Source organism: Pseudovibrio sp. WM33 (assembly GCF_001623165.1).
Lineage (GTDB): Bacteria > Pseudomonadota > Alphaproteobacteria > Rhizobiales > Stappiaceae > Pseudovibrio.
Genome location: NZ_LMCK01000050.1, coordinates 13,846 through 39,970, shown reverse-complemented (window position 1 = coordinate 39,970; position 26,125 = coordinate 13,846). Strand labels below are relative to the sequence as shown.

16 protein-coding genes and 1 pseudogene are annotated in these 26,125 nt (G+C 52.2%); 11 read left to right on the top strand and 6 right to left on the bottom strand.

The window, feature by feature from the left end; all coding sequences use genetic code 11:
• Together PsWM33_RS27660 and PsWM33_RS09685 are read right to left on the bottom strand one after the other, a co-directional pair.
• Positions 1-275: hypothetical protein (locus tag PsWM33_RS27660; RefSeq protein ID WP_206598993.1), on the bottom strand; the 275-nt coding region annotated here is incomplete at its 3' end.
• 382 nt (positions 276-657) lie between these two features.
• A complete protein-coding gene (locus tag PsWM33_RS09685) occupies positions 658-2,538 on the bottom strand; it encodes a L,D-transpeptidase family protein (protein ID WP_063300079.1) in 1,881 nt (626 codons plus the stop codon).
• 278 nt (positions 2,539-2,816) lie between these two features.
• Here PsWM33_RS09685 and cysS point away from each other — a divergent pair, with 278 nt between their 5' ends.
• The 3 genes from cysS to rarD all read left to right on the top strand — a co-directional run bounded on the left by cysS (position 2,817) and on the right by rarD (position 7,150).
• Complete coding sequence (gene cysS, locus PsWM33_RS09680) at positions 2,817-4,268, top strand: cysteine--tRNA ligase (RefSeq protein ID WP_063300078.1); 1,452 nt, start codon at positions 2,817-2,819, stop codon at positions 4,266-4,268.
• Between the two features lie 212 nt (positions 4,269-4,480).
• Positions 4,481-6,085: a citramalate synthase gene (gene cimA / locus PsWM33_RS09675; RefSeq protein WP_063300077.1), complete on the top strand. Its 1,605-nt coding sequence runs from the start codon at positions 4,481-4,483 to the stop codon at positions 6,083-6,085.
• A 123-nt stretch (positions 6,086-6,208) separates the two neighbouring features.
• A complete protein-coding gene (gene rarD / locus PsWM33_RS09670; RefSeq protein ID WP_057466058.1) occupies positions 6,209-7,150 on the top strand; it encodes an EamA family transporter RarD in 942 nt (313 codons plus the stop codon).
• Between the two features lie 53 nt (positions 7,151-7,203).
• Here the strand turns inward: rarD and PsWM33_RS09665 are convergent, their stop codons facing one another.
• Complete coding sequence (locus tag PsWM33_RS09665; RefSeq protein WP_063288372.1) at positions 7,204-7,794, bottom strand: LOG family protein; 591 nt, start codon at positions 7,792-7,794, stop codon at positions 7,204-7,206.
• A gap of 266 nt (positions 7,795-8,060) precedes the next feature.
• Between PsWM33_RS09665 and PsWM33_RS09660 the strand changes: the two genes are divergently transcribed.
• From PsWM33_RS09660 to pssA, 4 genes are all read left to right on the top strand, one after another.
• Positions 8,061-9,467: an Ig-like domain-containing protein gene (locus PsWM33_RS09660; protein WP_208994493.1), complete on the top strand. Its 1,407-nt coding sequence runs from the start codon at positions 8,061-8,063 to the stop codon at positions 9,465-9,467.
• Positions 9,468-9,759: 292 nt separating this feature from the next.
• Complete coding sequence (locus tag PsWM33_RS09655) at positions 9,760-11,700, top strand: ABCB family ABC transporter ATP-binding protein/permease (protein ID WP_057466188.1); 1,941 nt, start codon at positions 9,760-9,762, stop codon at positions 11,698-11,700.
• Between the two features lie 156 nt (positions 11,701-11,856).
• Positions 11,857-12,558, top strand: a complete 702-nt coding sequence (locus PsWM33_RS09650; RefSeq protein WP_057466061.1) for a phosphatidylserine decarboxylase — start codon at positions 11,857-11,859, stop codon at positions 12,556-12,558.
• An 11-nt stretch (positions 12,559-12,569) separates the two neighbouring features.
• Entirely contained in the window at positions 12,570-13,517 is a 948-nt protein-coding gene (gene pssA, locus PsWM33_RS09645; protein ID WP_063300075.1) for a CDP-diacylglycerol--serine O-phosphatidyltransferase, read from the top strand.
• A 207-nt stretch (positions 13,518-13,724) separates the two neighbouring features.
• On the opposite strand, the gene PsWM33_RS09640 is transcribed toward pssA, so the two are convergent.
• Genes PsWM33_RS09640 through PsWM33_RS09630 form a run of 3 tightly spaced genes read right to left on the bottom strand, consistent with a single transcriptional unit; the run spans position 13,725 to position 18,881 of the window.
• Entirely contained in the window at positions 13,725-17,207 is a 3,483-nt protein-coding gene (locus PsWM33_RS09640; protein ID WP_063300074.1) for an efflux RND transporter permease subunit, read from the bottom strand.
• Positions 17,204-18,307: an efflux RND transporter periplasmic adaptor subunit gene (locus tag PsWM33_RS09635; RefSeq protein WP_063300073.1), complete on the bottom strand. Its 1,104-nt coding sequence runs from the start codon at positions 18,305-18,307 to the stop codon at positions 17,204-17,206. Before PsWM33_RS09635 ends, PsWM33_RS09640 begins: the two co-directional genes overlap by 4 nt.
• A gap of 25 nt (positions 18,308-18,332) precedes the next feature.
• Positions 18,333-18,881 carry a PadR family transcriptional regulator gene (locus PsWM33_RS09630; RefSeq protein ID WP_063300072.1) on the bottom strand — a complete coding sequence of 183 codons (549 nt, stop codon included), beginning with the start codon at positions 18,879-18,881 and terminating at the stop codon, positions 18,333-18,335.
• Positions 18,882-19,301: 420 nt separating this feature from the next.
• Between PsWM33_RS09630 and puuE the strand changes: the two are divergent.
• From puuE to PsWM33_RS09610, 4 genes and pseudogenes are all read left to right on the top strand, one after another.
• Positions 19,302-20,201, top strand: a pseudogene (gene puuE / locus PsWM33_RS09625) (allantoinase PuuE); the annotation flags it as partial.
• Positions 20,202-20,572: 371 nt separating this feature from the next.
• Positions 20,573-21,253, top strand: coding sequence for a L,D-transpeptidase (locus PsWM33_RS09620; RefSeq protein WP_063300070.1), 681 nt, complete (start codon positions 20,573-20,575; stop codon positions 21,251-21,253).
• Between the two features lie 305 nt (positions 21,254-21,558).
• A complete protein-coding gene (locus PsWM33_RS09615; protein ID WP_063300069.1) occupies positions 21,559-22,938 on the top strand; it encodes an efflux RND transporter periplasmic adaptor subunit in 1,380 nt (459 codons plus the stop codon).
• Positions 22,939-22,961: 23 nt separating this feature from the next.
• Positions 22,962-26,120 carry an efflux RND transporter permease subunit gene (locus PsWM33_RS09610; protein WP_063300068.1) on the top strand — a complete coding sequence of 1,053 codons (3,159 nt, stop codon included), beginning with the start codon at positions 22,962-22,964 and terminating at the stop codon, positions 26,118-26,120.
• Positions 26,121-26,125: the final 5 nt, after the last annotated feature.

Sequence of the window (26,125 nt, the reverse complement as noted above, 5' to 3'; positions counted from 1 at the left end):
CCCACCCACGCCGCGGAATGGACGGTCCACTCCTGCCCGAATGCGTGGGCACGAGACACAGAGTAAGGCTGCTTCTGGGTGAGGGGGATAAGTTTTGTAAGGCGTAGGCGGTTACCCCAAGTCGTCATCCCGTGCAAGCGAAGCGCGATGCGGGAACCAGCTTCCCACCTCGTCACGTATAGCACTGAATACCGGATCTCCGCGTCGCTCCATCCGGCATGACGGCAAGAGGCACTGCCGCTTGAAGTGCTGCCCCACAGAACCGCCACCGTCATCCCAACATCACCTTGCCAAAAACACAAAACGACCAGCTTGCCGATTTAACTCTTTTGGATGAGTAAGATTCACGCAAAGAAAAAGGCAGCGCAGAACGCCGCCTTTAAATTTTTGGGAACTCTCGATTTCGTCAGCACCATCTGAAGCGACGGGCTAGAACTCATGCAGAGTTCATAAACAGGTAAACCGCAAGGAAAATGATCGGGCTTGAGATGACACTTGCCACAATCATTGCACCCATAGCCTGCTTCAGCATAATCAACCCCCGTTTGAATTATGAAATGCAGTTCTATTGGGGATATATTAGCACAGCTAATTCAAATATGCACTATTAACCATATCCCTGATAAGGAGCGTGGCAATTTGCGCAGATTTGTCAGGTCAGTAGGTTGAGGCCATCTTAATTTTGAATGCATCTTGAGAGGTCAGCAGAGCCTCAAGAATCGCTTTGTCCTGCTTGTAAATGTCTTCCCGGAACTGAAGTTCCCCATCATCTCCGGCAAAAGCTGTGTAGTAGCGCAGATGCACTGGCACGGTCTCTTTCAGTTTCAGGCGAACGGTTTTGCCCCGGGCGCGCAGCTTCTCCATCTTTGCGCGGCTATGGCCGGAACCGGAAAGCAGCACCTCCCCGAATGTAAATGGATCCTGCACCCGGATGCAGCCATGGCTAAACGCACGCTGATCCTTGTTAAACAAGCGCTTGGACGGTGTGTCGTGCAGATAGATATTATGCTTGTTCGGGAACATGTACTTCACCGCACCGAGAGCGTTTTTCCGTCCAGCCTTCTGGCGGAGCTGATACCCGAACCTACGTTTGCTGACCGCATTCCAGTTGATCGCTGTCGGATCAACCCGGCGGCCATTCTTGTAAACATTGATCCCGCTGCCAGACAAGGCAGACGCATTCTTGCGCAGCTTGGGTAGGTACTCGTTGGTGGCAATGGACCATGGCACCCCCCAGGTGGGATTGATCTCTGCATACTCAAAAGTATCAGAGAACAAAGGCGTGGCATGGCGAGGCTTGCCTACCACCGTGCGGGTTTCATAAAGCACGTCCGTGCCTTCCATCACCCGAACAATCTGTTCAGCCACGTTGACTTTTACATAGCGGCCAGAAGGAAGCGGATCATCCCAGCGCATGCGCTCCAGATTAACAAGGATTTGATCGCGGCGGTCTGTAAGTGAGGCATTCAATGCTGCCCGGGTCTTCTTGCCAACAACCCCATCCACACTCAGACCGTGACGCTTTTGGAAGCTTTTTACGAGCGCGACCATGTCATCATTGTAATAGGCGGGTGCCACCTCTTGCTTGCTCGTTCCGGAGTATCCGGAATAGTAGGGTGCATAGCCCTCTGCTTGCAGGCGCTTCTCCAACTGCGAAATCCGTGCGCCTGTATCGCCAGGCCGAATGCTCGGGCCATCTTCGATGTAGACAGGGTAATCAGAGGTGAGAGCCGCGTTGTAACGGGCCAGCTGGTCTTTCAAAAGATCGTAGGACGGGGCCTCTGGCTCAAGGCTGGCAAACAACTGCTCAACAGACCGCGTTTCTTCCAGCTGAGTGAGCATGTCATTCAGCTTTGGCACCTGTGGGGTGATAAAAACATTCTTCAACACCTTGGTTGGGCGCACAACGCCGCCAGCAAGGTGAGCACCATAACTGGCAAAAACGCGGGTCAGCTGCAGTTCAACAACAGCGATCTCACGCAACGTGGCCGTGGCATTGGAAACTTCCATCACATCCAGAATGGAAGCCAGTTGCCGAACACCATAGGCTTGCGGATCAAGCCCATGGGTTGGGGCCTTGCGAATCTCCTCAATCAAACGGTTGGCAAGCGGTGTCAAAGACTGGTCTTCAAACCAGACAGGGCGGAAATTGCGTAAGGAGTAAGCCTCTGCCAAGGCATCCACTTGCCGCGAACTAAAACCAACTTGCTCGATTTCATCTTCAGAAAAGATCAGATCCCGGATGGTTTGCTCCAACTTAGACAGCTCTGACAGGGATGGATCCAGAACCTGCCCGGCAGGACCAGTGAGATCCGGAACTTGCAGCTCGCTTTCTGGCAGGACTAAGGGATCAATATCTGGCAGCACAAGGCCGTCCGGGGAAGGCGTGTCAGCTGATGGTGAGGCCGCAGTCTCATTAAAATTCAACGGGTCTATAGGGTTCACAGAGGAGGTGGCATTACCGGTCGCACTTGAAGGCGAACTCATTCCAATCAGACTTGCAGCGACAACGGTGGCACAGATACTCTTGTGAGACACGTTTTACTTCCCTGTTTTTTCTTGGCTTTCCCTTAGAATTGCATCTTCGGGTAGAAATTTTGTATTTAACTTAGTTAGAAATGTGGGTGATCTGGTGAGACTAAGACTTGACCTGTAAGCAACAATCAGCGAAAAGCAACATATGAAAACGGCGATGCACACTTCTTCTTGCACCATCATTATTTGCAGCTAGCGACAACGCTGGCTGTGGCCGTTCTATCCTGCCTTGATTCTGCGTGAGATGAACGCCCGGCCAGCTGGCCAGGAGACGAACCATTATGAGCGCAGACACAGCCCAGGGCGACAAAGGACTTCTGCTCACCAATACTTTGACACGCACAAAAGAAGCTTTTGTGCCAATGGATGCGTCCAACGTGCGCATGTATGTGTGTGGTCCCACCGTTTATGACTACGCCCATATTGGTAATGCGCGCCCAGTCGTAGTTTTTGACGTTTTGGCCAGATTGCTGCGTCAACTCTATGGCAAAGAGCATGTCACATATGTGCGAAACATCACAGACGTTGACGACAATATTAACAAGCGTGCGGCCCGTGATGGCATTTCCATTCGAGAGCTGACCAACAAAACCGCAGCGCAGTATCAGGCCGATATGGCCGCGCTGGGGGCACAGGCCCCGGATGTTGAGCCACGGGCGACCGAGCACATCGAAGAGATGAAAGAGATGATCGAGACTCTCGTCGACAAAGGCCATGCCTATGTCGCGGACGAGCATGTCCTCTTTCATGTGCCAAGCATGCCCGAATACGGCAAACTCTCCAACCGCACATTGGACGAGATGATCGCCGGTGCGCGTGTTGAAGTAGCTTCCTATAAAAAAGACCCGACCGACTTCGTGCTTTGGAAGCCATCCAAAGCGGATGAACCGGGTTGGGAAAGCCCATGTGGCATCAAAACACCAGGTCGTCCGGGCTGGCACATTGAATGTTCTGCAATGTCTGAAAAGCACCTGGGCAAAGTCTTTGATATTCATGGCGGCGGTGTCGACCTGACGTTCCCGCATCATGAAAACGAGATTGCACAGTCCAGATGTGCTCACGGCACCCATGCCATGGCAAATGTGTGGATGCACAACGGCTTCCTGCAGGTGGAAGGCGAGAAGATGTCCAAATCTCTGGGCAACTTCTTCACCGTTCACCAGCTGCTGGACACGGAAGAAGGCGATGGACGTAAATGGTCTGGTCAGGCCATCCGTTATGCTCTGCTTCAAACCCAGTATCGTCAGCCAATCGACTTTACGTTCAAAAGTCTGGCAGAAGGCGAAAAGCAGCTCACCCGCTGGATTGAGCTGATGAAGAAGCACGGTGTCACAGCACAGGAAAATGGCGCACTGGATGAAGGTGTTCTGGAAGGCCTGAAAGACGACCTGAACACACCACGTGCCTTTGCCGCTCTTCACAAACTGGCCCGCGATGCTCGCGGGGGAGATGCCGACGCTGCACAGAAATTAGCTAATTCTATCAAATTCTTGGGCTTTGATCTTGAAACATTTTCCAAAGCACAGGAAGAAGAAAAAGCTGAAGCAGATGCCTCTCCGGAGTTGAAGGCCAAAGTGGAAGAGCTGATTGCAAAACGTCTGGATGCCCGCAAGGCAAAAGACTTTGCTGAAAGCGACCGCATCCGCGATGAGCTGGCAGCCGATGGCATTGTGCTCAAAGACATGAAAAACAAGGAAACAGGTGAAATTGAGACCACCTGGTCCTGCGCTTAACGAGGTTTCAGAGCCATGGACTACGCAGATACCACAAGGAAACTTGAAGTCTGCTCCATGGTTCTGTTCGGGATAACCCGTTAGGCTTGCTAAGTTTTCTCAAGGCGCCCGCAATACGTGCCTTGAGAAATCCTACGGAGACAAAGGGAAACCTCCGTCACATGAGGGGAGCCTGAGGTTGAACTCAGGTCAATAAGCAGGGTAGGCATACTATGACGAAAGAGCGTCTGTATCTTTTCGACACGACATTGCGCGATGGGGCTCAGACCTCCGGCATTGATTTCTCCGTGGACGAAAAAATTGCCATTACCGGCCTGTTGGAAAGACTGGGTGTTGATTACATCGAGGGCGGTTATCCGGGTGCTAACCCAACAGATACACAGTTCTTCTCTGAAAAAAGAACGAAAAAAGCGATCTTCACCGCGTTCGGCATGACCAAGCGCGCCGGGCGCTCTGTCAGCAATGACCCCGGCGTCCAGATGGTCCTGCAATCCGCAGCCGACGCCACCTGCTTTGTGGCCAAAAGCTGGGATTACCACGTTGATGTTGCACTGAAGTGCACCAACGAGGAAAATCTGGAAAGCATCGCAGACACGGTCAAAGCCTCCGTTGAGGCAGGCAAAGAAGCCATGATCGACTGTGAGCACTTCTTTGACGGTTACAAGGCAAATCCGGACTACGCTCTGGCCTGCGCACAAACCGCTTTTGAAGCTGGTGCGCGCTGGGTGGTTCTGTGCGACACCAATGGTGGCACGCTTCCACACGAAGTCACCGAGATCGTGAATGCAGTGATGCAAGTGGTGCCTGGCAGCAATCTGGGCATTCACGCCCATGATGACACCGGCCACGCTGTCGCAAACACACTGGCCGCTGTCGTCGCTGGCGTCCGTCAGGTGCAGGGCACGCTCAACGGCATCGGCGAGCGTTGCGGCAACGCCAATATGATCACCCTGATCCCGAACATGCTGCTGAAAAAGCCGTACCGTGATCTGGTCGAACTTGGCATTGTTGTTGAAGACCTGACAGAATTGACTGCAATATCAAGGAGTTTTGACGAGATCTTGAATCGATCTTCCAACGTCCACGCTCCTTATGTCGGCGCCAACGCCTTTGCCACCAAAGCAGGCATCCACGCCTCTGCCATCCTGAAGAACCCGGACACCTACGAGCATATCCCACCAGAAAAGGTTGGTAATCAGCGCCGTTTGCTTGTCTCCGATCAGGCTGGAAAGTCCAACCTGCTCAACGAGCTGAAACGCCTTGGCGTTGAAGCTGACAAAGCCGATCCGCGCCTTGATCGTCTGCTGGCGGAGGTGAAAGAACTGGAAGCGCAGGGCTTTGCCTATGAAGCCGCAGATGCCTCCTTCGAGCTGCTTGCCCGCCGACGCTTACATTCCGTGCCGGATTACTTCGATGTCCTGTCCTTCCGCACCGGTGTCGAGCGCCGCTACAATGCGCTGGGTGAACGTGTCACGGTCTCCGAAGCGGTCGTGAAAGTGGAAGTGGATGGCGAGACGTTCATGTCGGTGGCTGAAGGGAACGGTCCGGTCAACGCGCTCGATCTTTCACTGCGCAAGGATCTCGGCAAATACCAAAGCCTGATAGCTGACCTTGAGCTGATAGATTATAAAGTGCGAATATTGAACGGTGGCACCAGCGCGATCACGCGTGTTCTCATAGAAAGCCAGAACAAGAAAACCGGCAAGCGCTGGTTCACAGTCGGCGTCTCTGAAAACATCGTAGATGCATCCTTCCAGGCCTTGGTCGATTCCGTTCGTTATTGCATTTTCAAAGCGAATGAGCTGGAAACAGCCTGATAAAGGCTGCCAAAGGCTTTTGAGCACGAAACGATTTGTGGTCGCGGATGCGCGGCCACGCCTTCCTTTTTTAACTGGCGTCAGGATCTCTGGCGCCTGTTTACGTTGTAATATGAGGGTTGAATGAGCCAGTCAGCGTCCGCTGCTGATCCGCTAAGCACGCCAGAAGCGTTCAAGGCTGGACTGATCGCAGCAGTATCTGCTTATCTTATGTGGGGCTTTGCTCCCATGTACTATAAGCTCACAGCAGACATGCCGGCGATCATCGTGATCTGCTATCGCGTGATTGGCTCCGTGCTGTTTCTTGGCGCCTTTCTGGTCATGAGCAAACTGCGTAAGGAGATCCTGGCGATCTTCTGCGACTTCTCTCGCCTGCGATACCTGCTGGTCTCGGCCTCAGTCATCAGCATCAACTGGACCATCTTTATCTGGTCGGTGGAAACGGGCAGGGTGCTGGATGCCAGCCTCGGCTACTTCATCAATCCGCTCGTCAGCGTAGGCCTGGGCGTTGTGCTGTTGTCCGAGCGCTTGTCCAAAGCACAGCTTGCAGCGCTGGCGATCACCATCTTTGCCGTGCTCTACAAAACCTTTGAGGTGGGTGAACTGCCGTGGGTGTCTGTTGTGTTGGCCCTCAGCTTTGCGCTCTACGGCTATGTGCGCAAGCAAGCACCTGTAAGCGCTGTGGCTGGCCAGTTGGTGGAAGTTCTGCTCGTCCTGCCATTTGCACTTGTCGGCATCTGGTACTTCGCGCAGGCTGGCACCGGTGGCATCTATCCAGCAATTCCGGTGGAGCACCCGTGGTTCTTGTCTCTGCTGCTGTTCACAGGCGTGATCACAGCAGTCCCATTGGTGGTCTTCGCCTTTTCAGCGCGCCGCTTGCCTATGATTTACATTGGCTTCTTGCAATACATAGCGCCATCCATCCACTTCCTCAGCGCCATTTGGCTGTTTGGTGAAGAGCTGTCGATTGAGGGCTTGTTTGCGTTTGGAATGATCTGGTTCTCACTCGTCATCTTCTCGGTCGACGGTGTGATGGCAAGGCGCCGCGTTGCGAAGCTGGCGTAACAGCAAAATGGATCACAATTAAAAAGGCCGCTGAAAACTCAGCGGCCTTTTTGTTACATATCCTTCAAATCAGGATGTTCAACTTTGCAGCCCTCAATGGCCTTGCAAAGGATATCGACGCTTTGAGCAACGTCCTCGGTGATCTCGTAGGTGATGTCGCTGTCCGGGCGAATAAAGCCAAGACTACGCATGTGGTCGAGCAATTCCACCAAAGGCGTCCAGAACTGGTCAAGGTTGAGAAGCAGCATGGGCTTGTCATGGCGGCCAAGCTGAGCCCAGGTCAGCATCTCCACAAGTTCCTCAAGAGTGCCGATCCCACCGGGCAGTGCGATAAACGCATCAGCTTTTTCAAACATGGTGCGTTTGCGCTCATGCATGTCCTGAGTAACGATCAGCTCATGAGCGTCTTCCAGCATCACCTCTCGTTCCATCAGGAACTTCGGAATGACACCGGTGACTTCACCGCCATTTTCAAGAACAGTTTTCGCAACAGCTCCCATAAGTCCAATGGATCCGCCACCATAAACGAGTCGAATCCCTTCACGGGCTAATAATTCACCAAGCTGAATCGCCGCTTTTTCAAACAGCGGCTGACTTCCAGCATTGGAGCCGCAATATACGCAGATGCTTTTCAAGGTTTTCATAGGTATTCTGTCGCATTAGGCTAGGGGGAACGTCAAGCAAGGCTCGTAAAATGAGGTTAACTTCACCATATGCGCAACTTGCCTGACATGGTGCACCTTGCCCCTCGGGTTAAACATGTATAACAAACACGATTAAAGTCTGTCCTTTTTGCCTAAAGCTAAGGAAAAGAGACAGCCGGATAAACTGATATCCGGACAATCTGATATAATGTCAAAGCATGCCATGTCGAGTGAACTATGGTCTGCTTGAGGAGCAATTGAGAACCATGTCGAAATCGGGGATGAACTGGTTGCTGACAGTTGCTGTGGCTGTTGCTGCAGGCGCAATCGGTGCGGGGGCGTACTACCTGAGCAAGGAAGATACTTCGGTTGTTGCAGAAGCTGAAAAGGCTGTTGCAAAGCTGGAGGCTGCTGCTAATGGCAAAGTACAGCTCAACTCGTCGGGCACTCAGACGGACAAGGCAGAAGCTGGCAAAGCTCCTGAAGTGACCACACAGCTGGATTCCGCCGCTGTTACCACCGACAATGTTCCAAGTTTCGATGTGATGCGCGTTGAGCCGTCAGGCGATGCCGTTGTCGCAGGCCGCGCTGAAGCAGGTTCTATTGTTGCACTCATCTCCAACGGGGATGTGGTTGGCAAAGGCATTGCGAACAACAGCGGTGAATTTGCAATTGTTCTGGAAAGACCGCTGAAGCCGGGCGACCACGATGTCAGCCTCGAAGCGACCAATCAGGAAACTCAGGAAAAGAGCGGCTCGCAGCAACACATTGCAGTGTCTGTGCCTGAAGATGAAACTGGCGAGGTTCTGGTTGTTCTGAATGAACCAGACGCACCATCAAAGATTCTCCAGCTGCCAGAAACGCCTGTGACTGCAGAGCCCATTGCAACAGCGAATGCAAAGGCGCCTGAAACGGCTGCTCCTGCTGAAGTTGCCGTTGCACAGACCCCTGGTGCGAAGGAAGAAGCTCCGGTTAATGCAGCGGCTGAAAAACCAGCGCAAGCGCCTGCAAAAACTGAAGTCGCTGTCACTGAGACACCTGCATCTGCTTCAGAAGCCGCACAGACTGTTGAAGTCGCAACGCAAACTCCAGCACCTGTTGAGACACCTGCAGCACCGGTTGCAGCCGCAACTGAAGAGCCGCAGCTAACTGTCAAAGCCGTTGAAACTGAGAAGGGCAAGGTCTTCGTTGCTGGCGAGAGTGAGCCAGGCGCGCAAGTTCGTGTTTATGTCGGCGAAGAGTTTGTTGGCGAAGCGCAGGCAGGCACCGAAGGTCGCTGGCTCGTGGAAGCTGAAAAAACAATCCCAGCTGGCAATGTGGAAGTTAGAGCTGACAAAGTCGAGAACACCGAAGGTAGAGTGGAAGCCCGCGCACAGGTTGTCTTCACCAAAGGTGAGAATGACGTTGCCATGATCCCGGTTCGCCTTGTTGCGGAAGGGTCTGGTTCAAAAGGAGCGTCTGCTACCGTTGGGATTGGCGAATTGCCGAACGTTATCATCCGCCGCGGCGATAACCTTTGGACCATTTCCCGTCGTCTCTATGGCAAAGGCACACGCTACACCACCATCTATCAGGCCAACAGCCAGCAGATCCAAAATCCGGATATGATCTTCCCGGGACAGGTGTTCATGTTGCCTGTGGCTGACCTGAATTGGAAAACAATTAATAACTGATCTGGATTCTTCTCTTCGAACGTCCTATTTAAGAAGAGAAAGCTTTCCAGATTGATCTTTAGGAAAGCGCTGGATGAGCAATCCAGCGCTTTCTCTGGTTTGCGATCCTACTGCGTGCTCCCGAAAAGTGGTTCCGGTTTTCGGATAAGGGTGCGCTTCAAAAGAGGGCGAAAGACTCTCTCTATTCTGATGGCAATGAACGCGTTCTGGATCATTGCTCTTCTGATATGACATTCCAAATTCGCCAACCGCTTCTCGTTTTAAGAAGTGCGCCGGGCAACAAGGCACTAGCATGACTGCAACAAGCAAAAAACAGCAGGCAAAATCCGCCCCTGCTTTGGATGCAGACGATAAAGGCTTGCTTCGTTCACTGAAAACTCTTTGGGTTTACATGTGGCCAGATGCAAGGCCGGAGCTTAAAAAGCGTGTCGTTCTGGCCCTCGCGGCGTTGATTGTCGCAAAAATTATTACCGTTTTCGCACCCTATCTTTATGCATGGGCAACCGATGCCCTGACTGACGCCAGCGTTTTGCCAAAATGGTTGCCGCCAATTCTTGTCGCGCCAATCATGTTGGTCCTGGCCTACAATGTTGCCAGAACAATGGCTGTCGGGTTTAACCAGATCCGTGACGCGATCTTTTCAAGCGTTGGCCTCCACGCCGTTCGCGAACTCGCCAATCTGACCTTCCAGCACCTTCACGCACTGTCTCTTCGCTACCACCTGTCACGCCGCACTGGTGGCCTGACCCGTGTGATCGACCGCGGAGTGAAGGGGATTGAAGGTATCGTTCGTTTCACGATCCTGAGCGGTATCCCGACTGTCGTCGAATTTGCGATGATGGCTGTTGTAATCTGGTTCCAGTTTGGCCTCTGGTATGTCCTGGTCGTTGGTGCAACGGTCTTTGCCTACGTCTACTACACAGTCGTCGCCTCCGATAAACGTATCCAGATCCGCCGTGATATGAACAACGCGGACAATGATGCAAACAGCAAGTCCGTTGACAGCCTCCTGAACTTCGAAACCGTCAAGTATTTCGGTAACGAGGAAATGGAACGTGGCCGTTTTGATAAGGCAATGCGCGGGTATGAGCGCGCTGCGATCAAAACATGGACCTCGCTCTCCTGGCTCAACTTCGGGCAGGCGCTGATCCTTGGTGCAGGTATGACCACATGTATGGTTATGTCCGCCATGGCAATTCAGCGCGGTGAGCAGACCATCGGTGATTTCGTCATGATCAACGCGCTGCTCATGCAGCTGTCGGTTCCGCTCAACTTCATTGGCTTCATCTATCGCGAAATCCGTCAGGGCATTGCTGATCTGGAAGCCATGTTCTCCGTATTGGCCGTAGAACCTGAAATTCAGGATGAGCCGCTTGCGGAGAACCTGAAGGTTAAAGAAGCCACCATCAAGTTCGAGGACGTGCACTTCCACTACGACGAAGAGCGCCCGATTCTGAAAGGCGTGAACTTCGAAGTGCCTGCAGGCAGCACCATCGCGATTGTTGGTCCATCTGGTGCGGGCAAGTCCACGATTTCCCGTCTGCTGTTCCGTTTCTATGATGTCACCTCGGGCCGCATCACCATTGATGGCAAGGATGTCCGCGAAGTGACGCAGAAATCCCTGCGCGATCACATTGGCATGGTTCCTCAGGATACGGTTCTGTTCAACGACAACATCGCCTACAACATCGGCTATGGCCGCGTAGGGGCATCAGAGGAAGAAGTGAAAGAGGCAGCTCGGCTGGCTCAGATCGATCACTTCATCGAAGCTCTGCCACATGGCTATGAAAGTGAAGTGGGCGAACGTGGCCTGAAGCTTTCAGGTGGTGAAAAGCAGCGCGTCGCGATTGCAAGGACCATCCTGAAAAGCCCGCCGATCCTCATTCTTGATGAAGCAACCTCGGCATTGGATACGCACACAGAGCAGGAAATCCAGTCGGCTCTGGATATTGTCTCCAAAGACCGGACCACGCTTGTCATCGCCCACCGTCTCTCCACCGTGGTGAACGCAGATCAAATCCTCGTTCTGAAAGCAGGTGAAGCGGTTGAGCAGGGGACGCATGCTGAACTGATGGCAAATGACGGTCTCTACGCTTCCATGTGGAGCCGCCAGCGTGAAGTCAGTGAAGCGGAAGCGCGTCTTGCGCAGATGCGTGAAGATGATCAGGGCTTCATTTCCAGGGGCAAAAGTGCTGAGGAAAGCCTAATTGAGGGCATAACTGATAAGAAATAGTGGGTTCAAGTGATTGCTCCGCGCGCAATCAGGGGAATCTCTGTTTAAATAAGCTAGAGTTGCTTGCACAGATCTCTCTGAGTTGCTCTATGAGCAGAAACTTAACGTCTGAGGGGTTCAATAGCTGAACCCCTCACTCTAGCAAAGGTGGTAAAGATGTCTTTGGCGGACAGCATTTCCAAGACACTGGTTCCTATTCATAAAGAAGGCTACCCGTTTATCGCCATTGCAGCTGTCCTGACCATCATTTTAGGATGGTTCTGGTCGCCCCTTTTCTGGATCGGCCTTTTCCTGACTGGATGGGTCTGTTACTTCTTCCGCGATCCGCCACGCGTCACTCCCGTTAAAGACGGCCTGATTGTTTCCCCCGCAGACGGAACTGTGTGCCTGATGGGGTCCGTTATCCCGCCACGGGAGCTGGATCTGGGCGATCAGCCGATGATGCGTGTGTGCATCTTCATGAACGTCTTTAACTGCCACGTAAACCGTGCGCCAATGGCAGGCCGCATCACGCGTGTGGCTTACAAGGCCGGAAAGTTTCTGAATGCGGAACTGGACAAGGCAAGTGAGCACAATGAGCGCAATGGCCTGATCATTGAAAACGACAATGCCCGCATCGGCGTTGTGCAAATCGCTGGCCTCGTAGCACGCCGTATTGTGTGCTTCGTGAAAGAGGGCGAAAACATTTCTGCAGGTGATCGCTTCGGTCTGATCCGCTTTGGATCCCGTCTTGATGTTTACCTGCCCCAGGGGACAAAACCACAAGTTGCCCTTGGCCAGACCATGATTGCTGGTGAGAGTATTCTGGCAAATCTGAAAGATGAAGAAGCAGGCGACATCGTTGCCCGCGTTTCTTAAGGTAGTATAGCGTGTCAAATCCATTTCCTCCCTATGAACCGGGAGGTCAAACCACCAATGCGAAAGGATCCACGCGCAAGCGTATTCCGCTTCGTATTGTTTTACCAAACGTCGTCACCTTGCTGGCGCTATGTTCCGGCCTGACAGCCATTCGCATGGCCATGGAAGACAGGTGGGATATGGCGATTGCAGCCATCTTCCTCGCCGCCATTCTGGATGCTTTGGACGGACGTGTCGCGCGCATGCTCAAAGGGTCTACCAAGTTTGGCGCTGAGCTGGATTCGCTCGCAGACTTCGTGAACTTTGGTGTTGCCCCAGGGATTATCCTTTACGCATGGATGCTGGAAGATGCCAGCTCCCTCGGCTGGATCGCCTCTCTGTTGTTCTCCATCTGCATGGCATTGCGACTGGCACGGTTTAACGTGGCGCTGGACGACCCGAACAAACCAAAGTGGGCCAATAAATTCTTTACCGGTGTTCCTGCTCCTGCGGGCGCGCTGACAGTTCTGCTGCCGATTTATCTGGAACGTCTGGGCGTGCCACATTGGAACGAGCTTGCTCTGCCGGTTGCGCTCTACACCATGTTCGTCGGCCTCCTGATGGTCAGTCAGTTACCAACGTTTTCCGGCAAGCAGATCGGCACCCACATTCGCCGCGAATGGGTTTTACCGCTGTTTGTTGTCGCTGTCGGTATCATTGCACTTGGTGCAAGCTATCCGTTCGAGTGCCTGACCGTGATCAGCTCCGGCTATCTCATCTCCATCCCGTTCGCATGGCGCTCCTATAAGATCCACTGTGTGAACGGCAAGGGTAGCCAAGCTGATTGTGATGTGGTGACCACCGAGATCGAAGAGGAAAGCGTTTCTGAAGACAAGACGTCTTTGAAAGTCAGCCTCGAAGACATTGCGAAAGCTGGCGTTCCTGATCCCAAACAGGACAAGGAAAAAAGCAGCGAGTAGCTTTGCTCTGCTATTTTATTTTAAAAGGCTGCGGATCATTCCGCGGCCTTTTTTGTGAGCTCTGCGAGTGGGAAAGGGGAAGCTGGCTTAGGTGCGAGGAACGCGAAGAATGGACAGATGACCACGAGCGCGTCGATTGATTTCCTATAGCAGGCATTAAAAAGGCTGCCGAAGCAGCCTCTTTCGTGTTTGTCATGAGTGAAAGTCTCACTCAGCAGCTTCAGGAACCCGCTTGACCTCTTCAGAAGCATCATCTCCCAAGCCAGGCTCTTTCACATCCAGATTACCGTTTGCAAGGGCATATGGGTCAAGAACCACACTTCCGCGGCGACGTTTCAAGATGCCGTTTTTAATACCGTTCTCGATATGCATTGGCATTACCAGAGAAATCGGGATCACAATCAGCGTCAACATTGTAGAGAACGCCAGGCCGGAGATCACCGCTGTTGAGAGCTGCACCCACCAACTTGCAGTGACGCTGCCAAAGGTCGTGACCTGATTAGCAAAGTCAAAGCTGATCTGCGTCGCCATTGGAATGAGGCCCGCAATCGTGGTGATTGTGGTCAGCATCACCGGACGGACACGCTGAGCGCTTGTACGCAAGGCGGCATCTACCGGGCTCTGCCCGTCTTCACGGAAACGATTGTAGGTATCAATAAGCACGATCGCGTTGTTCACCACGATACCTGCCAGCGCCACAATACCCGTACCGGTCATGATGATTGAGAACTTCTGCCCCGTCACCAACATGCCAAGCAGCACACCAAACACACTCATAACCACAGTCGAGAGCGTCAGGAAGCTCTGGTAGAAGCTGTTGTACTGGGTCAGCAGAATGATGAACATCAGGAACAGCGCACCAATCATTGCTTTCATCAGGAAGGCCTGAGATTTGGCTTGCTCTTCATTTGCCCCGCGGAACTTGATGAACACACCGTCCGGCCATTGCTGAGCATCGATCCATTCCTGAATCTCTGCCTCTTTCTCGGTCACGAGGAAGCGATCTTTATCAACACCAGCTTTAACGTCCAGAGAGAACATGCCATTGCGGCGTGTAATGCTGGAGACCTTCTGCTTCGGTGTCCGTTCCACAAAGTTGGAGAGGGGAATCTGACCCAGCTGAGTGCGAAGACGCAGTTCATCAAACTTGTCCAGAGTCCGCTCGTTCTGAGGAAGACGAACACGAATGTCCACTTCATCCTCTGAGTCAGACGGGCGATAGTCACCAATCAGAACACCGTTGGTCACTAGCTGAACCATAGCGCCCACAGCTGCGATATCAGCTTTATAACGAGCTGCTTTTTCGCGATTGATGGTCAGTTCCCAGTCAATGCCCGGCAGCGGACGGCTGTCTTCCTGATCACGCAAGCCATCAACAGTATCGATGTGATTGCGAACGCGGTTTGCTGCTGCAACAGCTGCTTCGTAGTTGTTTGAGTTGATCTGCAACTGGATGTCTTTACCAGTTGGAGGGCCGCCTTCAACCTGCCGGGACTCAACCTTGATACCCGGAAGCAGAGAGGTTTTCTCACGAACGCTGTTGAAGATTTCCTTTGCCGACGGGCGGCAACAGAAGTCAGCAAATTCAATGTCGATCGAGCCAATCAGATCCGCAGGAGCGTTGTTGCCACCACCACCGCGCACCCCAACAGGGAAGGCGCGGGTCACGACATTTTCAATGCCCGGCTCAGCCAGAATGATGCTGTCAACTTCCCGAACCAGTTCAAGGGCCTCAAGAGCGGACATGTTACCGCGAGCGGTCACATAAAACTTACCTTGCTCAGGCTCTTCATCCACGAAGAACTCTGTGCCTGCATTGTTGCTCATAAAGGTAACGAAGATACTGCCACAGAGAACCAGCATAGCGACGATAGCCAACATGCCGGCCCACCACTTGCGGACCAGAAACTCCAGTACGGCAATATAGGCACGCGTGATGCCGCGCAGTTTTGACGTGTCAAACGGACCATGTCCGGAGAACACTTTTGCTGCCGCCAATTCTTCTGTTTTACGACGTTCAACACGCGCACGAGAATAGTTGAGGATTGGTTTGAACATCTTCATCAACGGCAAATAAGCCATGATGACGATGGCGGCCCCAAGCAGTTTTGATGCAGGACCAAGGATCGCAACGATTGGTGTCAGGCTGGAGACGACGGCAGCCAGCGCCACAGCAACGATAAGGGCCAGAATATGCTCGCCATACTTGCTCATAAAGGCAAATACAGCGGCCAAAATGCCACCAGTCACGGGCAGGAACACCATGGCTGTCAGCAGGGAGCCAGACAGAACGATGATCACCATAATTGGCAGGTAGCTCATGAACTCGCCTGGTACGCCCGGCCACAGCAACATTGGCAGGAACGCCGCCAGCGTTGTCGCCGTGGAAGAAACAATCGGCCAGAACATCAGCTTGGCAGCACGGATGTAAGCATCCCGTGGAGGCATACCTTCAGCTGCCTTACGGTCTGCGTACTCCACCATCACAATAGCGCCGTCAACCAGCATACCAACAGTCAGCACCAGGCCGAACATCACCATGGTATTCACGGTCATACCAATGGTTGTGAGTGTCAGGAAGCCCAACATGAAGCTTGTTGGAATAGCCAAGCCAACCAAGATGGCAGACCGCAAACCAAGAGCAGCAATAACAACAACCATCACGAGGAAAATTGCTGTCATGATGGAAGATTCAAGAGAGTTTAGGGTCTGAAAAATGTTGTCTGATACATCGAGCATATAGCTCACAGATACTGTGCTTGGCAGGTCTGCAGTAACGTCTTCAACAACAGCGCGAACAGCAGCATTGTTCTCGATAATGTTCTCGCCAATGCGTTTGATCACATCCAGAGAAACAGCAGGCTGACCATTCACAAGCGTAAAGGTGCTTGGATCTTTGAAGGTGCGTTTGATCGTAGCAATATCGCCAAGTGTAACAACGCCTTCACCAGCTTGTTTCACCGGTAAGGAATACACATCATCCGCATCAAGGATCAGACCTGGCACTTTGATGTTGAAGCGGCCAGCACCTCCATCAATAAAGCCCGCAGCAATCAGCTGGTTGTTCAGCCGAAGCGCGTTGATCAGCTCGCTCTGGCTGATGGAGTAACTTTCCATCTTGAGCGTATCGATGATCACTTCCAATAGCTCATCACGCTGACCAGTCAGCTCAACCTCTTTCACGGACGCAATGGACTCGATCTCGTCTTTCAGACGGTCTGCAAGACGGTAAAGCGTGCGGGAAGGAACATCACCGGAAAGGGCGATAGTCATGGTCGGCTGAAGAGCCATATTGTGGGTGCTGACGGTCGGTTCTTTGGCGTCCTCAGGGATCTTGGTCTTCGCCGTGTCAACCTTTTCACGAACATCCGTCAGCGCTTTGTCTTTGTCGACATTAATGTCGAACTCCAACAAAATACCCACATGCCCTTCGGCGGCGATCGTTGTGATCTCCTTCAAACCTTCAAGACCGCGGAGTTCAGTCTCCATCGGTTGACCGATCAGGCGGGTTCCGTCTTCTGGAGAAATACCGGACTGGCTGACAGAAACATAAAAGAAAGGAACATCAATATCAGGCGCAGCTTCTTTGGGAATCGCGATGTAGGACATAATGCCTGCGATCACCATGAAGAGCATCATCACAAAAACTGTTTTGGGGCGTTGGAGCACCCCTTCCAGCATGGATATCATTGTGAAACCTCCGCGGTTTCAAAAACGGGATGAACAACGCGGCCTTCTTTGACGAAGTCCTGACCAACAGTAATAACGGTCACTTTTTCTGGCAGGCCCTTGAGCCAGACGCCCTTTGTGTCTCCGCCGATTATCTCAACAGGATAGAAAATGACCTTGTTGTCTGCACCAACGCCGCGCAGGCCAATATCCCCATTGTCAGCAAGGGTCAAAATGCCCGGCGATACAAAGTGTGCTTTCTCATTGGCAAGTTGCAGCTGAGTGCTGGTCGTAACACCGTCCCTCAAATCAAAATCAGAGTTAGGCAGTTCAACTTCCACGTGGAAAGTACGTGTGTCCGGATTGGCGGAGCTCGCAATGTGGCTCACTTTGCCTTCAACGGTTTGACCGGTTACCAGATTCACAACAGCAGTCTGGCCAATCTTTACAGCCTGAATGTTGGATTCTGAAACGGCGCCGATTGCAAGCATTGGGTCCGGTGCCATAATTGTCGCGCAGACTTTGCCAACACCCAGCATCGCACCCACTTCTGTCAGTGGTGTCTCGATGATCCCATCAATAGGGGCGCGGATTGCTGTACGTTCCAGCTCAAGTTCAGCTTCCTGCAACTGGGCTTTGGCCGCGTCGCGTGTCGCTTTAAGCGCGATCACACGGTTCGCAGCAGAAAAGCCTCTGTTGTTCAGCTTGCTGGCAGCTTCAAAATCAATATTGGCCTGAGCCAGCGCTGCATTGGCTTGAAGAACGCGTGCTTCACGTGCACCGCGATCAAGAGAACAGAGCAAATCACCTTTACGAACGAACATGCCTTCCGTTGCTGGGCGTTTGCGCACCACACCAGCAGTTTCCGAATGCACTTCAACGCGCGTATCAGCCTGCGTCCGTCCGCGCATTTCCAAAAATGGAGTTCGTACAGTTGCTTCAAGTGTCTGAACTTTTACGGCAAAGGGAACAGAGCCGAGAGCTTTTACTCTTTCTGCTGGTGGTGGTGTCGAACCCTCGCCCGTACCCTGACCCATAACAACAGAAGTGCCGGTCGCCATCCAGATACCGATTCCGGCTGTAAGCCCCAAAGCCAGAACATGTGAAAATCGAATTGCCATTTTTCTCTCCGCCGGTTCTAGGCGATTATTCAGCTGCTTGAGCGTGGGAGACACGCTCGCTGGCGATACGCTCAAGCTTGCTTCGGTTCATTTTCATGTAATTAAGGGAAGCACTCAGTGTGGTAATGCCGTATTCCAGTGTCCACGCGCTTGCCGGATCCTCACAAATCTCAAGTTCGTGGGTCATGCCCCCGATTTTGAGCTCCAGATGCTCAATGCGGCGGTCAATCTCCTTGGAAATAAACTCGCCACCAACCCAACGGCTATAAAGAGCAAGAAGAAGAAACGGGGATCTGAACAAATCTTCGACAGGGGTCTCAGAAAGCTCTTGTACAAAAGCGTCACGACCCGCCGGAGTGATAGAATAGATTTTCCGCGAAGGTTTGCCGGGTGAAATTTCTTCGCGCCACGTCACAAGACCGTCCTGTTCCATCTTGGCAAGCGACGGATAAATTGACCCGTAACTGGCTTCAATGAAATGACTGAAATGCCCTTCTTGCGCAGTCTTGCGAATTTCATATCCAGTAGCATCCCCGCTGGATAATATGGCAAGACAAAATTTACGTGTGCTCATTCCCCACCACATCGCACTGAGTGTTAAAAGAGACCTCATACAGATGTGAGGTCGAATAACTTACTGAACTTAAAAGACTAAATTTCGATTAGAGCTAAAGTCTGATCACGTTCGATATATATCGACTAGATATATGTTAAACTTTTTACTGAAAGCTCTAAACACTGTCAAATGTAGAAATGTAACAGGATGTCCCGGTCGCGCTACATAGGGTTCAAATTGTTCTCACGCTCGAAATTTCAATGGTTATCCATCAATTTTAATAAAGATTCTGCAAAAGAATGTGTTTGCCATCACAGGTTGAGCCAGTTTTCTTGAGTTTAAGAAGAGTTGTGCATTGGATTTCTGCACAAACCTACTTGTCTTGTCTTGCTGTTTTGAGGTGAAGTGTCTCCAACAAACGTACAAAGGTATTTCATGATGGATTATGCACGCGATATGATTGGGTATGGCAGGAACACGCCGGACCCTAAATGGCCAGACAATGCGAAAATCGCGGTTCAGTTTGTCATCAATTACGAAGAAGGTGGTGAAAACAACATCCTTCATGGAGATGCCGGCTCCGAAGCTTTCCTTTCAGAGATCGTTGGGGCGCAACCATGGCTGAACCAGCGGCACATGAATATGGAGTCAATGTATGAGTACGGCTCGCGTGCTGGCTTTTGGCGTCTGTGGCGTTTGTTCCGCAAACATGGGCTTCCGGTAACGTGTTATGGCGTGGCCACCGCATTGGAGCGAAATCCCGAAGCTGTTGCAGCTATGAAAGAGGCTGATTGGGAAATTGCGTCTCATGGCCTCAAGTGGATCGAGTACAAAGACTTCTCTGCCGATGAAGAGCGCTGGCACCTCCAGCAGGCAATCAAGAGTCATATGGAGACGACTGGAGAGCGCCCTTACGGGTGGTACACAGGCAGAAGCTCCGTCAACACTCTGCCATTGGTAATGGAAGAAGGTGGCTTCCTTTACAGCTCAGACAGCTATGCAGACGATCTGCCTTATTGGGTTGAAGGTCCAAACGGCCCGCACTTGATCATCCCTTACACGCTGGATGCCAATGATATGCGGTTTGCAACACCGCAGGGCTTTAACAGCGGTGACCAATTCTTTACCTACCTGAAAGATAGCTTCGACACGCTTTACGCAGAAGGAGAAGACGGAGCGGCCAAAATGATGTCTGTCGGCCTGCATTGCCGCCTTGCCGGACGTCCCGGCAGAACAGCAGCTCTTGCCCGTTTCTTGGATTATGTCTCCCAAAAGCAAGGTGTCTGGGTGCCGCGCCGTATCGACATTGCACGTCATTGGCATGAACATCACAAACCCTAACTGCTTCAAAAGCTGAGGTCTTTGCCTCTCTTGCTTCAGGTGAGAGAGGTTTACTCAACATCTGTAGAAAAGCCATCTTGTTCTTGAACTGGCCGCAATCCAGCCATTTGCAGGCCAGACACACCCATTAAGGCCTTGATGGTCGCACCCTTTGAATCTACATAGTGAATTGTGCATAGGTTCAAATTGTCGTGACCATCTGTCTTCCTCAATTAGTTATTGATAGAGACAAGTTAGAAACGCAAATCGGCTGTGCGATATGCTTATTGCAACATGCTCGGCAATCTAACTTAAGGAACAATAATAGGGTGACCATGAGCTTTTTAAGTACAACTGCCGAGAAGGCGAGGCATTGTAACAAAGGTAGTTTGTCCAGACGTGGTTTTGTAATCGGAACAGCAGCCCTCGCTTTGGCAGGCTGTCAGACAACCGGTGCTCCAAAACGCAAGACTGTGGCCGACCTTCGCCAGGATCCGTACTACAAGGCTGTTTATGGCCCGATGCCGGAAGAAAAATTCCCCATCCCTGCAGTCAATCTCAATCAGATCCCAGACGGTAAGTACCTCCGTCAGGTGGTGAACTACAACGGCCCGGAAGTTGGTGGCACACTTGTAGTCGACCCATCCAACCGCTTTCTCTATCTGGTGCGTGGTGATGGCACTGCCATGCGCTACGGTGTTGGTGTGGGCCGTGCTGGCTTTAGCTGGAATGGCGATGCTGTCATCCAGTACAAGCGCCAGTGGCCAAAATGGACACCGCCAGCAGAGATGATTGCACGCCAGCCAGAGCTTGAAGAATTCCGCTATGGCATGGCGCCAGGCATTGAAAACCCGCTGGGCGCCCGTGCACTTTACCTGTTCCAGAACGGCAAAGACACGTTGTACCGCTTGCACGGAACCAACGAGCACTGGTCTATCGGCAAAAATGTCTCAAGTGGTTGTATCCGACTGCTGAACCAGGACGTGATTGACCTGTACAACCGCGTGCCAAATGGATCACGCGTTGTGGTGCGTCCGGCAAGTAACCCAGTGGAACCACTCAGCGTCTAGCTAAACGTAACATCGCGAAAATGACTGAAAGGCCTGATATCACTGTCAGGCCTTTTGTGCATCTGCCTCTGGAAAACGCGGTGGCAGATCAAGGAAAGTGTAACGAACTGTAGCAAATCGCCGGTTCAGACAATGTCATTACGTTTTTACAAACTTCAAAATGCACATGTCTCACAAAAGCAATGTAAAACACTCTCAACTAATGTGTTCTTTCAAGCGTGCTTGAATCGCCAAGAGGCTCCTCATTGATCCAGTGAGCCTGAATAGCCGCAAGTACTGCAAATTCTGGTAGGAGTTGGGTGTTTATGTCCCGTTCTAGACAGGCTGTAAAAGTTGGTCTGATCGCCGTCGTAATTGGTGTTGCAGGATTATATATCGGCAAGCCGGTTCTGTTCTCCCAGCCTGTCCCCCTGTTCGCTTCCGTTGGACTAACGCTCTGGCCAGCTGAGATGGCTGATGTCGCCGTGAAGGGCTCTGGCAACAAACAGCAGGGCAAGCGTGGCAGCGGAAAACGTGGCGGTGGTGGCAATCAGGAAATTCTGGCTCGCGCCCGTAATGTGACCACAGGCGTAACCGACACGTTTGTCCGTGCAATCGGAACAGGCCGTGCCGCAAAAATGACAGATCTCTACCCGGAAAGCTCTGGACGCATTCAGGAGCTGCCTTTCAAGGCAGGGACACGCGTCTCTACAGGGGATGTGGTTTTACGTCTGGATGATGCAGAAGAGAAACTGGCGGTCAACCGCGCCAAACTTGCGCTTAAAGATGCTGAAGAGCAGGTTGAGCGCTATGAAAAGCTGATGTCTTCACAGACCATCTCGACAGTCCAGATGCAAAACGCTGTGCTGGCAACAAATCAGGCCCGACTGGATCTGGACAAAGCCAGTATCGATCTCGATCGCAGACTGGTGAGAGCGCCATTTGAAGGTATTCTCGGCATCATGGATGTCGAAATTGGCGACTACGTAACCCAGTCTTCTCGCATAACAGGTCTGGACGATCGCTCAAGCATTCTGGTGGAATTTGTCGTGCCAGAACGGTTTGCCAACAAGGTCAAACGCGGGGATTCTGTTGAACTTCGCACAGAAGCCATGCCGGGGCATACATTCAGCGGTAAGCTAACGGCTCTGGAAAATCGCGTCAACTCCGAATCCCGCACCTTGAAAGTACAGGCAACAGTGGCAAATCCTGACGATCTTCTGAGGTCTGGGATCGCATTCGACGCTCGTGTCCAATTGGAAGGGGATGAATGGCCATCCGTCCCGTCCATCGCGCTCAAATGGGATCGTTCCGGCCCGCATGTCTGGCTTGCTGAAAACGGAGAAGCTCTGCGAGCCGACGTAACCGTCATTGAACGCAGCGCTGACCGGGTATTGATCGAAGGCGAGGTAGAGCCGGGTGATATCGTGATTACAGAGTCAGTTCGCGACTTGCGCCCAGGCACGAAAGTCACGCTTCAGGCTGAGCCGGGCTTTACTCTAACCAATCCCGAAGGTGTAAACGCACCGCTCGTGAGTGAGACCCAGACCTTAGATGAGAACGTTGGTGCTCAGCGTAAAGGGAAGGGTAACGGTCAAGGCAAGAATAAGCCAGGCACAGGCCAGACCGATAAGAGCGAACCAGTAAAAAGCTCTGGTTCCCAATCTGGAATATCGCCTGATGGCACGACGAAATCCAGCTCCTGAATGACTGACCCAAAGGTGTTTCTATGACAACCGACAAAAAATCGACACGGGAAAGTCACTTGAGCGGATTGTATGCCTTGTGTGTACGGCGCCCGGTTCTGGCAATTACCCTGAACCTTCTTATTATCGTGGCCGGTATCGCAGCATTACTTGGCGTTGAAGTGCGCGAAATGCCCAATGTAGACCGACCCGTTGTAACGGTGACGACCACATATTCAGGTGCTCCGCCAGAAGTTACGGATGCCGAGATAACCAGTGTGCTGGAAAAAGCGATTGCCCGGACCGCAGGCATTGAATCCATTTCCTCCAACTCAAAATATGGCCGCAGCCGGATTACTGTCGAATTCAATGACAGTGTCGATGTCAGTGAAGCAGCCAATGACATTCGTGATGCCGTGAGCGGAGCAGGGCGTAACCTACCCGTGGATGCGGATACGCCGGTTGTCGTAAAGGCCGACGCGGATGCAGATCCCGTTATGCGCGTTGTCGTAACTTCTGATGAAATGCGCATTGAGGAACTCAGCAAGTTTGTTGATGATGAGATTGTTGACCGCATCACATCCGTACCTGGTGTTGCCAGTGTTGATCTGTATGGTTCTCAAACACCAGTCTTCAAAATCGCGATCAACGTGCAGGCTATGTCCTCTCGTGGCCTGACACCTGATAATTTACGTTCTGTCTTGGAAGAACTCGCGCTTGATACCTCCGGCGGTTCACTGGAAACAGGTGATCAGGAGCTCTTTGTTCGCGCGAATTCCGATGTGAAAACAGCCGAGCAAATCGGCATGGTCAAGCTCAATGAGACCACCAGAATTCGCGATATTGCCTTTGTGAGTTATGGCCCGGAACGCGCATCCTCTGGCGCATTCTACAACGGCAAACGTGCCGTCGGAATGGGTGTTATTCGCTCGGCAAATTCAAACACGATAGATATCTCCAACGATGTTCGCGCTGAAATAGAGCGTATGCAGGATCAGCTACCAAACGATGTAGAAGTCAACGTCAGTAGTGATGATGCCACGTTCATCGGTGGTGCAATCAAGGAAGTCGTATTTTCGCTGTTCCTCTCCACCAGCATTGTGATCGGTGTGATGTTGTTGTTCCTTGGGTCCATCCGCGTCACGCTTATTCCAGCCGTAACTGTTCCTGTCGCTTTGATTGGTGCATTGGTTGGCATCTGGCTGGCGGGTTTCTCCGCAAATGTTTTGACGCTTCTGGCGCTGTTGTTGGCAACCGGTATGGTGGTTGATGATGCAATTGTGGTTCTGGAAAATATCTCTAAACGCGTTCACAAAGGGCAGGGGCCGCGTGCTGCTGCGATCCTTGGTACGCGTGAGGTCTTCTTCGCAGTTATCACCACAACGGCAACTCTGGCTGCTGTGTTTATTCCAATTTCATTCCTACCAGGCAGTGTCGGCAAGCTTTTCTCTGAGTTTGGCTTTGTGCTTGCAATCAGCGTGATGCTGTCCTCCTTCGTTGCGCTGACACTCGCGCCGATGATGGCATCCCGTCTGCTGCGTACGAAAAATTATGAGGACACGCACAAACCCTCTGCGGCTTGGGTTGTGATCTCCAATATGGGGACTGCCATTGAGCGCTGGTACTCCAGCACGTTGGATTGGACATTACGTCGGCCATTCATACTACTGGGCGCCGCAACTCTCTTTGTAATAGCGGGGGCATCCCAGTATACCTCACTGCCGCGTCAGCTCACTCCAACAGAGGACAGGTCTGTGATTTTCATGATCGCTTCCACTCCTCAAGGGGCAAGTCTGGACTACACCGCAGGCAAAATGAGTGAGCTGGAGTATATCGCTCAACCCTACGTCAATAATGGCGAGGCGCGCAGCATCATGAGCCTTGTTGGCATGGGCGGGCAGATCAATCGTGGTTTCCTTGTTATGTCTTTGAAAGACTGGGCCGAGCGCGATCGCAGTCAGCAGGAAATCGTCAATGAGCTACAGCGCAAGACCGCAAAAATCCCGGGTCTGAAGGTGCGTGTTGCTCAACCAAATACAATCGGAATCCGCGGTGCTGGGCAGGGCCTTCGCTTTGCGGTGACCGGCACCAATTATAATGAACTAGCTGAAAACGCAGATGATATCGTCTCGGAGATGCAGGCCCGTTACGGCGACAAAGTTGGCTTTGCCTCTGTGTCTTATGAGACGACACAGCCGCAGTTGCTGGTGAGTGTAGACAGGGAACGTGCAAACGATCTGGGTCTGTCTTCTGACCGGATTGCCTCCAACTTGCGTATGCTGCTCGATGGCTCGTCAGTAGCGGACCTCTTCGTAGAAGATGACGGCATTCCGATGGTGATGGAAGCTGGTGGCCTGCCATTGCAGTCTACACGCGACCTTGAAAACATCTTCATCAAGAGCAAAGACGGCACCATGCTGCCTATGTCTTCTATTGTTTCTATTGAAGAAGAGGCCGTAGCTCCAAGCTTGACGCGTGAAGAGCAACAAAGAGCAGTTCCGGTCACCATCTCCATCAATGACGGGTATGATCTTGCTCAGGCAATCTCTGACATGAAGGAAGTTGCAGAGGAGGTCTTGCCAGAAGGCACAAACGTCACGCTTTTGAGTGAAGCAGCCGTTTTGGAGAAAACCACGTCCAACGTCTACATGACGTTCCTCTTTGCAATCCTGGTGGTCTTCCTTGTGCTTGCTGCGCAGTTTGAAAGCTTCATGAGTGCGTTTGTCATTCTCTGTACTGTGCCCTTCGGCATTTCAGCAGCGATCATCTCCATTGGCCTGACGGGAGGGTCAATCAATGTCTACTCCCAGATCGGTATCATCTTGCTCGTCGGCTTGATGGCCAAAAACGGCATTCTCATTGTCGAGTTTGCCAACACATTGCGGGAAGAGGGGCGTTCGGTCTTTGAGGCGATCCACGATGCATGCCTCATCCGCTTCCGTCCAGTTGTCATGACAGTGGTTTCAACCGTCCTTGGTGGCGTGCCGTTGGTCATGGCTTTTGGAGCAGGAGCAGAAGCACGCATCGAGATGGGGTGGGTGATCGTTGGTGGTTTGGGTTTTGCAACACTTTCCACGCTCTTCGTAACGCCAGCTGCCTACCTCCTGCTGATGCGCTATACGACACCACGCAAAGCCAGCGAGGAAAAGCTGCACAGCGAGCTTGATAAGGCGCTGGGCACCACGAATACACCAGCTGAGTAATGTGA